Here is a 13,029-nt window from a genome sequence, read left to right as displayed (position 1 = left end):
GCCCTCGCCTCGACCACCGGGCGATCCTCCACCGGGACTAGGCTCGCCCCCATGACTGCAGAGAAGCCTGAGATCGACTTCCCCGACTTCGACCCGCCCGCCGACCTGGTCGTCGAGGACATCACCGTCGGTGACGGTGCCGAGGCCACGGCCGGCGCGACCGTCGACGTGCACTACGTGGGCGTCGCGCACAGCACCGGCGAGGAGTTCGACGCGTCGTACAACCGCGGGACCCCGCTGAAGTTCCAGCTCGGCATCGGCCAGGTCATCTCCGGGTGGGACCAGGGCGTGCAGGGCATGAAGGTCGGCGGTCGGCGCAAGCTGGTCATCCCGCCGCACCTGGGCTACGGCGACCGTGGCGCCGGCGGCGTCATCAAGGGCGGCGAGACGCTGATCTTCGTCGTCGACCTGCTGGGTGTCTCCTGACGGACCCATCGTGACCAGTGGGGCTGGTGCGCACTCCACGGAGCCGCACCAGCCCCGCTGTCACCGATCGGTCCGCTTCCGGGCCGGGCGGCCGCGAGAGAGCCGTCAGCTCACCACGGCAGGTCGTCCGGTACGTCGCCGGACGCGACCCGGGCCGCCTGCCCGCCCAGCTCGACGACGTCGCCCGTGAACAGCTGCCGGCCGCGCCGGGTCTCGACCTCGCCGTTGACGCTGACGTCCCCGGCAGGGCACACGATCTTGGCGTCGGCGCCGTTGTCGATGAGGTTGGCCAGCTTGAGGAACTGACCGAGCCGGATCATCTCGTCCTTGATCGGGACGTCGACGACCTCGGGCTGCTGGGCCTTCTTCCTCCGACTGAACACGGGACCAGCGTAGTGACCGGTGGTTTCGATACGCCGCTCGCTGGCGCTCGCGGCTGCTCAACCACCGAGCATGACCGAGATCGCGTGGATCACCACGCCGACCAGTCCACCGACGATGGTGCCGTTGATCCGGATGAACTGCAGGTCGCGGCCGACGTGCAGCTCGATGCGGCGCGCGGCCTCCTTGCCGTCCCACCGCTCGATGGTGTGGGTGATGACCTTGGTCAGCTCGTCGCCGTAGCGGTCGACGGCGAAGACCGCGGCGTCGGCCGAGAGCCGGTCGACGCGCTCGCGCAGCTCGGGGTCGGAGCGCAGCCGCAGGGAGAGGGCGTCGACCTCGATCATGAGGCGGCGGCGTACGGCGCCGTCCTGCTCGCCGAGCGAGGTGAGCAGGGCGTTGCGCAGCGACTTCCAGACCGTGATGGCGGTGGCGATGACGGCCGGGTGGTCCAGGACCCGCAGCTTGAGCCGCTCGGCGCGCTCCTGGGTGGCGGGGTTGGTCTGCAGGTCGCCGGCGAGCCGCTGGAGCATCGAGTCGAGCGCCTTGCGGGCGCGGTGGTCGGGGGTGTCGCGGATGTCGGTGAGCCACCGCACCATCTCGACGTGCAGCTTGCCGATCACGTAGGTGTTGACCGACTCCGGCGCCCACCACGGCGCACGCTCCCCGATGACCTCGTGCACCGTGTCGGGGTTGGCGACGAGCCAGTCGTGCATCTCCTCGATCATCAGGTCGACGACGCCGTGGTGCAGGTCGTCGCGCAGCGCCTCGTCGAGCAGACCGCCCAGCAGGGGTGCGATCGGCTCCTCGCGGAAGCGCGGCGTCAGCGCCTCGTTGACCAGGGCCTCGATGTGCTCCTCGCGGACCTTCCCCAGCGCGACCCGGGCGACCTCGGCGACCTCGGTGACGACGCGCTGCTTGTTGGCGTCGACGGCGAGCCAGTCCCCCACGCGCTCGGCGATGTGCACGCCGAGGACGCGCTCGCGGATGATCGACTCCTGCAGGAAGTTCTCGCCGACGAACTCCTCGAGCCCCTTGCCGAACTCGTTCTTCCGCTTCGGCACGAGCGCGGTGTGCGGGATCGGCAGCCCCAGCGGGTGCTTGAACAGCGCGGTCACCGCGAACCAGTCGGCCATCGCGCCGACCATGGACGCCTCGGCCCCGGCGTTGACGAAGCCCCAGGCGCCGTGCCGGCCGAGCGTGGCGACGTACACGACCGCAGCGAGGCCGAGCAGGGAGACGGCCACCGTGCGCATCTCACGCAGCCGGCGGCGACGTACGGCGTCCGCGGCGGCGTCGGTCGGCATCGCAGGTCCACTCACACCCGGCATCCTTCCCTACCGGCGACACGTTCCCGGGCAGGACGGCCACCTCCCACGCTGCGGGCCCGAGCGCTGGTCTACTCGAACCTGGTCACCTTCCCCGGACCGAGGAGCTTGTCGTGCGCCCGAACGCCATCCGTGTGCTGGTGCTGCCCGCGCTCATCCTCACGCTCCTCACCGTCGTCGCAGTGGCCCCGGCTCCCGCCCGCGCGGCACAGGGCCACCACCGGCCCGCGAAGCGCGCCGACACCCCCGAGCTCACCCTCCAGCTGCGCGACCTGTTCGTGGCCCGCTCGGAGTTCGGGATCTTCGACCGGATGGTCGCCAGCGCGATCCTGGCCCGCCCCACCGACGGATCGCAGGACCCGCAGGGCGACGGCTACACGAAGAGCGCGACCGAGCTGTGCGGACGCCGGATCTGCGTGCACTACGTGCGCTCGGGCGCCGACGCGCCGCCGAACAAGGGCTGGGTGCGGCACGTCCTGCGCACCATGGGCAGCGTGTGGACCCACGAGGTGGACGACCTCGGCTTCCGCCGCCCGCCCAGCGACGGCAGGCGTGGTGGCGACGGCCGGTTCGACGTCTACCTCACCGACCTCGGCGCCCGCGGGCTCTACGGCTACTGCGCCCCCGAGACGCGGGTGAAGGGCCAGCCGATGACCGCGTCCGGCTACTGCGTGCTCGACAACGACTTCTCGACGAAGCAGTACGGCGCTCCCCGGCAGGTGTCCCTCGAGGTCACCGCCGCGCACGAGTTCTTCCACGCGATCCAATTCGGCTACGACTTCCGCGCCGACCCGTGGCTGATGGAGAGCACGGCGGTCTGGATGGAGGAGAGCTACGCCGACGCGGCCAACGACAACCGGCGCTACCTCCCCTACGGCGACCTGCACCGGCCCGGCGTACCGCTCGACAGCTACAGCACCACCGGTCTGGCGCAGTACGGCAACTGGGCGTTCTGGGAGTTCCTGACGCAGCGGTACGGCGACGGGCTGATCCGTCAGGTCTGGAACCGCGTCGACGCGCGGAAGGGCGCACCGGCCCAGTCCTCGATCCCGGCGCTCAGCCACGTGCTGAACCGGCGGACGGGCACGACGTCGGGACTGGCCGACGCGCTCGCGGCGTACGCCGTCGCGAACCTCGACCCGGTCGGCACCTATCCCGAGGGGAGGACATGGCCGAGCGCGACGTACGCCGATCGCGCCCGCATGCGGCACGCCCGCGGCACGCGCACGCTCACCGCCCGGGTCGACCACCTCGCCGCGCAGGACCTGATCTTCCGGCCGCCGGCCACCGGCGCCGCCCGCCGGCTGCAGCTCACCGTGCACGGACCGCGCCACCGAGCACGGGCCGTGGTCACGATCCGGACCCGCGACGGGCACGGGCGCAGCTGGCCGGTGGTCCTGCGCCGCGGCACGGGCGTCGTCGTCGCCGACTTCGCGCCGGCGCGGGTCGGTTCGGTGGTGCTGACGCTGGTCAACGGGTCGGGGCGCTACGTGTGCGATCGCGGCACCCTGCTCTCGTGCGGCGGCAAGCCGCGCGACGACCACCTGCGGTTCACCGTGGACGCGACCGTGGTCGCCCCGATGCAGCACGCGAAGAAGCGCACGAAGACGCCCGCGAACAGGCACCGGGCGGGTCACGGCGACACCCCCCAGACATCGCCGTAACCCGCCCTACGACCCGTCCAACGACGGACCGCAGGGTGGGTTTCGGCGGTTATCGTTAAATGTTGTCGCGGACAGTTCCGGACAACCCATCTTATTCCCGGGCACGATCACGGCCGGTGGCACCGGCGGTGTCAACGCCGTTGACGCTCGCTACCGTTGGACCTGTGACCAAGGAGTCCCCCGCCCGCACCCTGCGCCCCGCCGGCGTCGCGACGCGTGACGCCATCGCGGAGGCCGCGGGCCGGCTGTTCGCCGAGAAGGCGTACGACGCGGTCTCGGTGCGGGCGATCGCCGCGGAGGCCGGCGTCGACCCCGCCCTCGTCATCCGGCACTTCGGCTCCAAGGAGCTGCTGTTCCTCGGGGTGATGGCGTCCGGGCCCGGCGTCGACGAGCTGCTCGACGGACCGCTGGAGGACCTCGGCCGATCGCTGGTCCGCTACTTCCTGGGCCGCAGCGGCAGCGAGTTCCGCCAGCAGTACCTGGCGCTCGCCCAGGCGTCCCACCACGAGCAGGTGCGCGCGGCGCTGCAGCGGCGTACCGCCGAGATGTTCGTCGAGCCGCTCGCCGCCCGGCTCACCGGCCGCCGTCGCGAGCTGCGGGCGGCGCTTCTCCTCGCCCAGATCGGCGGCCTGCTCACCATGCTGGTGCTCCAGGAGGACCCGGTCCTGGCGCGGGCCGCGCACCAGGACGTCATCGAGGAGTACGGCGCAGCGTTGCAGCAGCTCCTCACCCCTGACCCGCACTGATCACCGGTTCGTAAGGTTTTTTCCCCTGGCGTTGTCGGCGCCGCGCACTACGTTGTTCTGCATGACCGCGACGCTCCCCTCCCCGAGCGCGACCGCCGATCCGCAGGCCCTCCGGGCCCGCTTCGACGAGGTCCGCGCGCACACCGAGCAGCTGGCACTCCCCCTGTCCCCCGAGGACCAGACCGTCCAGTCGATGCCCGACGTCTCACCGACGAAGTGGCACCGCGCGCACGTCACCTGGTTCCTCGAGACGTTCGTCCTGGCCGACCACGAGCGCGACTTCGCACCCTTCCAGGACACGTACTGGTTCCTCTTCAACAGCTACTACGAGGGCGTCGGGCCGCGGTACAACCGGCCCGAGCGCGGGCTGATCTCGCGCCCGGGCGCGCACGACGTCGGCGTCTACCGCGCCAACGTCGACGACCGGATGCGCGACCTGCTCACCCGGCTCGACGACGGTGAGCTGGCGAGGATCGCCGCCACGATCGAGCTCGGCTTCCACCACGAGCAGCAGCACCAGGAGCTGCTGCTCATGGACATCAAGCACGTTCTCTCGCGCAACCCCCTCCAGCCCGTGTACGCCGGACGCCCCGCGACCCCGTCGACGCCCGACGCCCTGGGCTGGGTCGACGTGGAGGGCGGGCTGGTCGAGATCGGGCACGAGGGCACCGGGTTCTGCTTCGACAACGAGCTGCCGCGCCACCAGCAGTGGCTGACGCCGTACCGGCTGGCCGACCGGCTCGTCACCAACGGCGAGTGGCTGGACTTCATGGCCGACGGCGGCTACCGGCGGCACGAGCTGTGGCTCTCGGACGGCTGGGCGCGGATCAACGCCGAGGGCTGGGCGGCGCCGTTCTACTGGACCGAGGTCGACGGCGTCTGGTTCGAGCACACCCTGCACGGCACGTTCCCGGTCGACCCGGGTGCGCCGGTGACGCACGTGAGCTACTACGAGGCCGACGCGTACGCCGCCTGGGCCGGCAAGCGGCTGCCCAGCGAGGCGGAGTGGGAGAACGCGGCGCGGGAGGCGGAGGTCCGCGGCAACCTGGCGAACACGACCTCCTTCCACCCGGAGGCGGCCGGGCCCTCGACGGGCAGGCTGCGGCAGCTGTTCGGTGACTGCTGGGAGTGGACCTCCTCGGCGTACCACCCCTATCCGGGGTTCCACCCGGCCGAGGGCGCGATCGGCGAGTACAACGGCAAGTTCATGTCGAACCAGATGGTGCTGCGGGGTGGGTGCGCGCTGACGCCGGCGGGTCACGCGCGGGCGTCGTACCGGAATTTCTTCCCGCACGGCGCACGTTGGGCGATGTCCGGGGTACGTCTTGCCGACGGAGGTGGAGCATGAACAAGGTCGAGGTGCTGCTGGAGTCGGACTGGGCGGCGGCCGCCCTGGTGGCGGACGTGCGTCGCGGGCTCGGCTCGCAGCCGCGTTCCCTGCCGCCGAAGTGGCTGTACGACGCGGCCGGGTCGGACCTCTTCGACCGGATCACGCGGCTCGAGGCCTACTACCCGACCGAGGCGGAGCGGGCGATCCTCGCCGCGCGGTCGGCGGAGATCGCGCAGGCCAGCGGCGCGACGACCGTGGTCGAGCTCGGCAGCGGCACCAGCGACAAGACCCGGCTGCTGCTGGACGCCTTCGCCGACGCCGGGCACCTCGAGCGGTTCGTGCCCGTCGACGTGTCGGAGTCGACGCTGCGTGACGCGGCCGCGATGCTCGAGGCGCGCTACCCGGAGACAGCGATCGAGGCGGTGGTCGGCGACTTCACGCTGCACCTGGGCCACTTGGCGCGCTACGACCACAAGCTCGTCGTCTTCCTCGGCGGCACGATCGGCAACCTGTACGTCGAGGAGCGCGCGGCCTTCCTCGGCGCGCTGAGCGACTCGCTCGCGCCGGGTGACGGGCTGCTGCTCGGCACGGACCTGGTCAAGGACGCGGACCGGCTGATCCGTGCCTACGACGACGCCGAGGGCGTGACCGAGGCGTTCATCAAGAACGGACTCCTCGTGCTCAACCGCGAGCTGGGAGCCGACTTCGAGCCGGACGCGTTCGGCTACGCCCCGTTCTGGGACTCCCGGCTGCAGCGGATGGACCTGCGGCTGCGCTCCGAGGTGCCGCAACGGGTGCGGATCCCGGGTGCCGACGTCGAGCTGGACCTGGCGGCCGGCGAGGAGATCCGGATGGAGATCTCCACGAAGTTCACCCGCGACCGGATCGCGGCCGAGCTGGCGGCGTCCGGGCTGACGGTGGCCGAGCAGTGGACCGACCCGGCGGGCGACTTCCTGGTGACGCTGGCGACGAAGGAGTAGTTGGTTTCGATACGGCCTCGCCTCGCGGCTCGGCCTACTCAACCAACGACGGATGTTGGTCGACCGAGGCAGATGGGCCAACGCCCATCGTTGGTTGAGTAGACGCGAGCGCCAGCGAGCGGCGTATCGAGACCAACGTGCGTGGCCCGCCGGCTGAACATGTCGCGCACCTCGGGGCACGAGGCGCACGTCCTCCGGCTGCCGCCGCGGTCCCTCGACGCGTGACTGCCGAACGCCCGTCAGCCGATTCAGAGCCGTGTCACCGCTCGGCCGAACGGACGTCCGTTCGGCGCGGCACGGGGAGGGTCTGAAACCGCCTGACGGGCGTTCGGCGCCGGTCAGACGCTCGTGGCCGCCAACCACTCGGCGAAGGTCGGTCCGGCGAGGGTGCCTTCGCGGCCGGGCAGCAGCCCGCCGTCGTTGACCTGACGCCCTGCCTTGCCGGCCATCGGGACCGGCACGAGCAGGCGGCGACGGCCGGTCGCGCGCAGCCACTGGCGCATCATCCGGTCCATGCGCAGCTCCTCGGACCCGCCCAGGTCGGGCAGCAGCCCACCCGGGCCGCGCTCGACGGTGTCGACGAGGTGGGTCGCGACCTCTGCGGCTGCGATCGGCTGGGTGCGCATCCGCAGGCCGAGGGCGAACGGCGCCGGGCTGCGGTCGACCATCTGGCCGGCGAACTCGTGGAACTGCGTCGCACGCAGGATCGTCCACGGGACCGCGCCCTCGCGGACGAGCTCCTCCTGGCGGCGCTTGCCGAAGTAGTAGCCGAGGTCGACCTGGTCGCAGCCGACGATCGAAAGCGCCACGTGGTGGCCCACTCCGGCGGCCTGCTCGGCGGCGAGCAGGTTGCCGGTGGCCTGCTCGAAGAAGCGCAGGGCCGGGCCCCTCGCCATCGTGACCACGTTGCTGGTGTCGATCACCGTCTCGACGCTCTCGAGCGCCGCGGCGAGACCGTCACCGCTGGTCAGGTCGACGCCGGTGCCGCGGGAGAGGACGCGGACGTCGTACCCCCTCCGTCGCGCCTCCGCGACCACCATGCTGCCGACCAGACCGGTGCCGCCGGCCACCGCGAGGATCCCCTGAACCATGGGACCGACCTTAGTGTCGCGCCTCCAGGGCCGCGGTGAGCAGGCCGACGAGCGCCTCGGTCTGCAGGTCGATCGAGGTCTCCACCGTCTCCCCGGCACCGTCCAGGGCGCGGGCCGCGAGGCCCGCCTTCTGGTCGATGAGCTCGGCGATCCGGGTGTCCAGGGTCTGCGTCGCGATGACGCGCCAGGCCGTGACCGGCTCGGTCTGGCCGATCCGGTGGACCCGGTCGATGGCCTGGGTCTGCTCGGCGTCGGTCCAGGAGAGCTCGGCGAGCACCAGGTTGGACGCGACCTGCAGGTTCAGGCCGACACCGGCGGCGGTCAGCGAGCAGACCGCGACGTGGACCTCGGGGTCGTTGACGAAGGCGTCGATCTGCGCCTGGCGGGTCGTCGAGGACTGGTCGCCGCGCACCGAGGCGTACTTGATGCCCCGGGCCGCGAAGGTCTCCTCGGCGAGGTCCATGACGTCGATGTGCTTGGCGAAGAAGACGACCTTGCCGACGTTGCGGGCGAGCTGGGCGGTGTAGTCCGCGGCCAGCCCGGCCTTGGCCTGGCCGATCCGGCGCAGCATGCCGAAGACGTTCTCGCCGGTCTTGGTCGAGGAGTCCTCGCGCTCCCATCCGGCGACCTGGCGAACCAGGTCGTGGTCGATGCCGGAGACGACGGCGCCGGCACGGCGGTTGGCCAGCGCGGTGTCGTAGCGCTCGACCATCCGGCGGGCGAGCTCCTGCTCGGCCTTGCGGATCGAGCGACCGGCCTCGCCCTCGAGCTCGACCGGGAGGTCGGCGACCCGGCGGGCGGGGATGTCGGCAGCGACGTCGATCTTGCGGCGGCGCACGATGCCCTGGTCGACCACGCAGCGCCGCGCGGCCGGGTAGAAGCCCGGGTCGGCCGGCGTCAGGCCGGTCTCCTCGAGCGCCTCCATCAGGGACCCGAGCGGGACCTTCTCGTCGATCCAGCCGAGGAACTGCCAGATCGCCCGGAAGTCCTCGATGTCGTTGATCAGCGGGGTGCCGGTGAGCGCCATCATCAGCGGCCGCGGGACCCGCGCCCGGATCCGGTCCGCGATCTCCAGGACGTGCTGGGAGCGCTGCGAGGTCTTGTTCTTGATGTAGTGCGCCTCGTCGACGATCATGCCGCGGAAGCCGTGCTTGCCGAGCCAGCCGATGTGCCGGTCGAGGATCTCGTAGTTGACGACGAAGACGTCGGCGAAGCCGTCGACATCCTCGCCGTCGCCGTGCAGGACGGTCGCGGTCCGGTTGGGGACCCACAGCTCGACCTCGCGCGCCCAGTTCGTCTTGACGACGTTCGGGACGGCGACGAGGAGCGGGAACGCGCCGGCCGCCTCCGCCGCGAGCAGCGCCTGGGCGGTCTTGCCGAGGCCGGGCTCGTCGGCGAGCAGGTACGTGCGGTGGCCGGCCGCCGCGGACGCGACGAGCTGGGCCTGGTGGTGCATGAGCTCTCGGCCGTACGGCGTCTTCAGCGTCGTCGGCTCAGGCAGCTCCATGATCGCCGTGGCGCCCTCGGGCGCCCGCTCGAAGGAGCGGAACAGCGGCTCGAGCAGCTCCCAGCCGGCGAGCCGGCGGGGCCGCACGGGCGGGCGTACGCCGTCGAACTCGGGCCGCTGGAACGGGTTGGCCAGCTGGGCTGCGGCGACCGAGACCGGGGTGACCCGGCGGTCGATGACCGCGATGACGTTGTCCGCGGCGGCCGGGGCCTCCTCCGGCTCGGGCTCGGTCACGCCGGCCTTGCCGAGCAGCTCACGGCGCAGCGCGCGGGCGTCATCGGAGATCTCCGCGTCCGGGTCGAGCAGCGTGAACAGCGTCGAGTCCCGCGCGGCCGTCTGGGCCAGGATCGTGGCGATGCCGTCGAGCCGCTTCAGCTCCTCGGCGCGGCGGCTGTCCGACAGCGTGTCGTCGGCCTTGATCCGCATCCGCTCCTCACGCACCAGGAGCGCGATGACCTGGAACTTCGTGCGCACCGACAGCACCGTCGACTGGCGCTGCACGGCCTGCTCGACCTCGCGCACCACCCTCGCGAGCACCGGGATGATGCCCTCTTCGTTGCGGTGCTTGGGCGCGTTGCTGCGGTTGCGGCGCTGGCCGCCACCTCGCTGGCTTCTCTGAGCCACAGATGTCCTTCCAGGACGAGGCCCCGGTGCGGGTGCACCCGGACGCCGCCGTGTGTCGTGGATCCTCGACCCACTCGTCCGATCGCATGGCCACCCGTGGGGGTTCGCGGCCGGTGGGGACGTCGGTTTCCGACGTACGCCGACGGCTCGGCTGGTCGATGCTTGCGCTCAGTCTACCAGCGGGGTGGCCCGACTCACCGATGACGGTGGAATTCGACGACCTGCTGGAAGGTGGGCCGGTTCTGCCAGTCGATGGGACGTACGCCGACGACGCCGGCCGTCTGGGACACGATGTCGTCCTGCCTCTTGTCGTAGGTCAGCTGCGACACCGACGAGACGCCCTGCGTCTTCAGCGCGTACGCGACGGCGCTCGCCAGGGAGGCGCGCAACACCTTCCGGCACGACGCCAGCGTCCCCGAGCCGCAGTAGCGGTAGGTGAACGGCGTGGCCTCGGGGTGGCCGAGGCGCGCGTCGAGCTCCTTCTTGACCCAGCTGTACCAGGGTGCGTCGAGCCAGGACGAGCCTCGGCCCAGGCGCGGGTGGTCGTCGAGGATCTGCGGGACCCGGGTGACGAGCGACCCGAGCCTGCCCCGCATCACGTCGTACGCGAGCGAGCTGGAGCCGTGCTCGTACCAGTAGTCGAACAGCGCGATCGCGGCCTGGTAGGCGTAGGCGCCGGTCCGCCCGCGATCGACCCGCGGCGCCCCGGCCGTCAGCCACTGCCGCAGCAGCGACGTGGCCGGCGCGAGCGCGCGGTCGTTGCCGATGACGGCGAGCAGGTCGGGCAGCAGGTAGCGCGCCCGGGAGTCCTGCGTGGCGGCGCCGGCCATCACGCCGACGAGCTGCTGGATCGCGATCCTCCGCGGTCCCCGGATGGCCGCCTGCACCCGCTGGCTGAGCGCGAGCGAGCGATGGACGTCGCCCCATGACCAGATGTCGTCGGGCGCGGACCAGGTCTTCGTCTGCCGGTTGTTCCAGCTGACGAGGTAGCCCGAGGCCGGGTCGACCTGGTGGGCGTGGCCGGCCATGCCGACGTACCCCCGCCAGTCGTACTTCGGGTCGCCCCAGCGCGGGAAGTCGAATGCCACGCCCGGCGCGCGCTGGGGCAGCAGGGAGGACGTGTAGAAGCCGATGTGCCTGCTGTCCACGTAGAACCAGTTGAAGGTGAAGTCGACGTGGCTGGCGGCCTTGAAGAAGGACTGCACGCCGTGGACGTAGCCCGGGTCGTTGAACTGGGAGAAGCCCAGCACCGAGTCCACCTCGTGCCCGTACGTCGAGCGCTGCAGCACCAGCGCCACCGGCGCGCCCTTGACCGTCGTGCGGGACTGGACGATGCCGTGCCGGGTGCGCCAGACGTCGAAGGTGTAGGTCTTCGGCAGCCCGGGCGCGGTGAGGTTCGGCGTGGTGTGCTCGACCTGCTGGTCGTGCCGCATCGGGACGCACCTGCTGCCGACGCGGTACGCCGTGGACGCGACCGTCGGCCGCGAGCCGTCGGTGTTGCACAGCCGCTCCGCGACGGTGTCGACGAGGTCGTTGGACGCGCTTGTCGCCGACCACGCGTAGTCCTTGCCACGCCCGAGCTCGACGACCAGGTTGGTTCCGGCGAACGAGACGCCGCGGGCGTAGACGCCCGGGCCCTTGAGCACCTGCTCGACGAGCAGCTGCGGGTTGTAGTAGCCGGTCTGCGGGCCGAAGACGGCCAGCGGGTGCCCGGTCGTCGACTCCTTCGCGGTCACGAGGACGGCGTTGGACATCCCGCCGTGCTGGAACCCGATCCGGACCTTCTGCAGCCGGGTCGCCTCACCGGCCGGCAGCCCCGGCGCCACGGTCCGCGGAGCCCCGCGTGTCGTCACCCGGCTCGCGATGTGGCCGGTCCCCGGCGCGGTCGCGCCACCGAGGTCCGGCAGCGCGACACCGGGCTCGCCCAGCTCGAGCCCGCGGCCTCCGCCGTACCCGATCTTCACCGAGCCGGTCGTGGGCGCGCCGGCGTCGAGCTTCTCGCGCAGGTCGCGGTAGACGCCGTCGCCGATCTTCGCGCCGAAGCGGTGCCGCAGCAGCTGGAGGTAGGTCGCGTTCGCCGCCTCCGCTCCCCCGCCCTTGCCGAAGATCCCGCCGACCAGCGAGGCGACGTACACGACGTCGGCGCGGGTCCAGGGCTGGACGGTCTTCTGCAGGGCGGCGTACTCGGCGGGGCACTCCAGACCGGTCACCCCGAGCGGGCAGAGCTTCTGCTGGGCCGCGTTGATGCCGGCGATGTAGGCGTCGAGCCCGTGCAGCAGGCGCTCGCCCGCGGCGCCGTACCGCTGCGCCACCTTGGTGACCTGGGCGGCCGCCTCCTGGGGCGTGTAGAACGCGGTGCGCAGCTGGGCCTGGTCCATGGCGACGTTCGCGGGGGTGTCGCCGACGAACTCGGCCATCCGCCCGGCGCCGGTGTGGCGCAGCACGTCCATGAGGAACATCCGGTCCTCGATGGCGGCGAAGCCGGCGCCCCACATGGTGTCGTCGTAGGTCGTGCCGGTGATGTACGGGACGCCGTACTGGTCGCGCTTGATGTCGACCCCGGCCTTGGGCTGCTCGTCGCTGGTGACGACCTGCGGATCGAAGTTCTCCCGCTTGTACAGGCTGGAGAGGTCGGCGCGGGTGATGCTGCTGGGCGCCTGCTTCGTGAGCGCGTCGTACATCTCGAGCTGGTCGGCGTAGTTCGCCGGCGCGTTCTTGCCGTCGACCGCCGTGGTGCCACCGCCGAGCAGGACCTGCGCGAGCTGCGTCGCGTCGATGTTGCCGCGTGATCCCGGCGGCAGGATGTTCCAGACCGCGCCATAGGGATCGCCGCCGTACGACGGCGTGGTGCCCGCGTGCGACGGCGAGGCGGCCGGCCCGGTGGCGAGGGCGGCGACGAGCAGTCCGGACAGGCCGGTCAGCAGCAGGGAGCGACGCATGGACCCGACCCTA

10 protein-coding genes are annotated in these 13,029 nt (G+C 71.7%); 5 read left to right on the top strand and 5 right to left on the bottom strand.

Annotation, left to right across the window (positions count from 1 at the left end):
* Nucleotides 1-51 precede the first annotated feature (51 nt).
* Entirely contained in the window at nt 52-426 is a 375-nt protein-coding gene (locus ACYVAQ_RS08750; RefSeq protein ID WP_460788356.1) for an FKBP-type peptidyl-prolyl cis-trans isomerase, read from the top strand.
* Nucleotides 427-536: 110 nt separating this feature from the next.
* Here the strand turns inward: ACYVAQ_RS08750 and ACYVAQ_RS08745 are convergent, their stop codons facing one another.
* Together ACYVAQ_RS08745 and ACYVAQ_RS08740 are read right to left on the bottom strand one after the other, a co-directional pair.
* On the bottom strand, nt 537-746 hold the full coding sequence (locus tag ACYVAQ_RS08745; protein ID WP_460788696.1) for an RNA-binding S4 domain-containing protein: 210 nt from the start codon (nt 744-746) through the stop codon (nt 537-539).
* Between the two features lie 120 nt (nt 747-866).
* Nucleotides 867-2,138 carry a DUF445 domain-containing protein gene (locus ACYVAQ_RS08740; protein ID WP_460788353.1) on the bottom strand — a complete coding sequence of 424 codons (1,272 nt, stop codon included), beginning with the start codon at nt 2,136-2,138 and terminating at the stop codon, nt 867-869.
* A gap of 110 nt (nt 2,139-2,248) precedes the next feature.
* Here ACYVAQ_RS08740 and ACYVAQ_RS08735 point away from each other — a divergent pair, with 110 nt between their 5' ends.
* The 4 genes from ACYVAQ_RS08735 (at nt 2,249) to egtD (ending at nt 6,855) form a co-directional block, all read left to right on the top strand.
* Nucleotides 2,249-3,799, top strand: a complete 1,551-nt coding sequence (locus ACYVAQ_RS08735) for an MXAN_6640 family putative metalloprotease (protein ID WP_460788351.1) — start codon at nt 2,249-2,251, stop codon at nt 3,797-3,799.
* 164 nt (nt 3,800-3,963) lie between these two features.
* Nucleotides 3,964-4,545 carry a TetR/AcrR family transcriptional regulator gene (locus tag ACYVAQ_RS08730; protein ID WP_460788349.1) on the top strand — a complete coding sequence of 194 codons (582 nt, stop codon included), beginning with the start codon at nt 3,964-3,966 and terminating at the stop codon, nt 4,543-4,545.
* A 61-nt stretch (nt 4,546-4,606) separates the two neighbouring features.
* Nucleotides 4,607-5,893 (top strand): ergothioneine biosynthesis protein EgtB, encoded by a 1,287-nt coding sequence (egtB, locus tag ACYVAQ_RS08725; RefSeq protein ID WP_460788347.1) that lies wholly within the window; start codon nt 4,607-4,609, stop codon nt 5,891-5,893.
* Nucleotides 5,890-6,855 (top strand): L-histidine N(alpha)-methyltransferase, encoded by a 966-nt coding sequence (egtD, locus tag ACYVAQ_RS08720; protein WP_460788345.1) that lies wholly within the window; start codon nt 5,890-5,892, stop codon nt 6,853-6,855. Before egtB ends, egtD begins: the two co-directional genes overlap by 4 nt.
* A 338-nt stretch (nt 6,856-7,193) precedes the next feature.
* Here the strand turns inward: egtD and ACYVAQ_RS08715 are convergent, their stop codons facing one another.
* From ACYVAQ_RS08715 to ACYVAQ_RS08705, 3 genes are all read right to left on the bottom strand, one after another.
* A complete protein-coding gene (locus tag ACYVAQ_RS08715) occupies nt 7,194-7,946 on the bottom strand; it encodes an SDR family oxidoreductase (protein WP_460788343.1) in 753 nt (250 codons plus the stop codon).
* 10 nt (nt 7,947-7,956) lie between these two features.
* On the bottom strand, nt 7,957-10,077 hold the full coding sequence (locus ACYVAQ_RS08710) for a DEAD/DEAH box helicase (protein ID WP_460788341.1): 2,121 nt from the start codon (nt 10,075-10,077) through the stop codon (nt 7,957-7,959).
* Between the two features lie 194 nt (nt 10,078-10,271).
* The gene (locus ACYVAQ_RS08705) at nt 10,272-13,016 is read right to left on the bottom strand and encodes a penicillin acylase family protein (RefSeq protein ID WP_460788339.1); all 2,745 of its coding nucleotides are present in this window, start codon (nt 13,014-13,016) and stop codon (nt 10,272-10,274) included.
* Nucleotides 13,017-13,029 lie beyond the last annotated feature (13 nt).

This window comes from Nocardioides maradonensis, assembly GCF_054777115.1.
The sequence above is the reverse complement of the archived record's forward strand: the minus strand, read 5'-3'. Positions and strand labels throughout refer to the sequence as shown.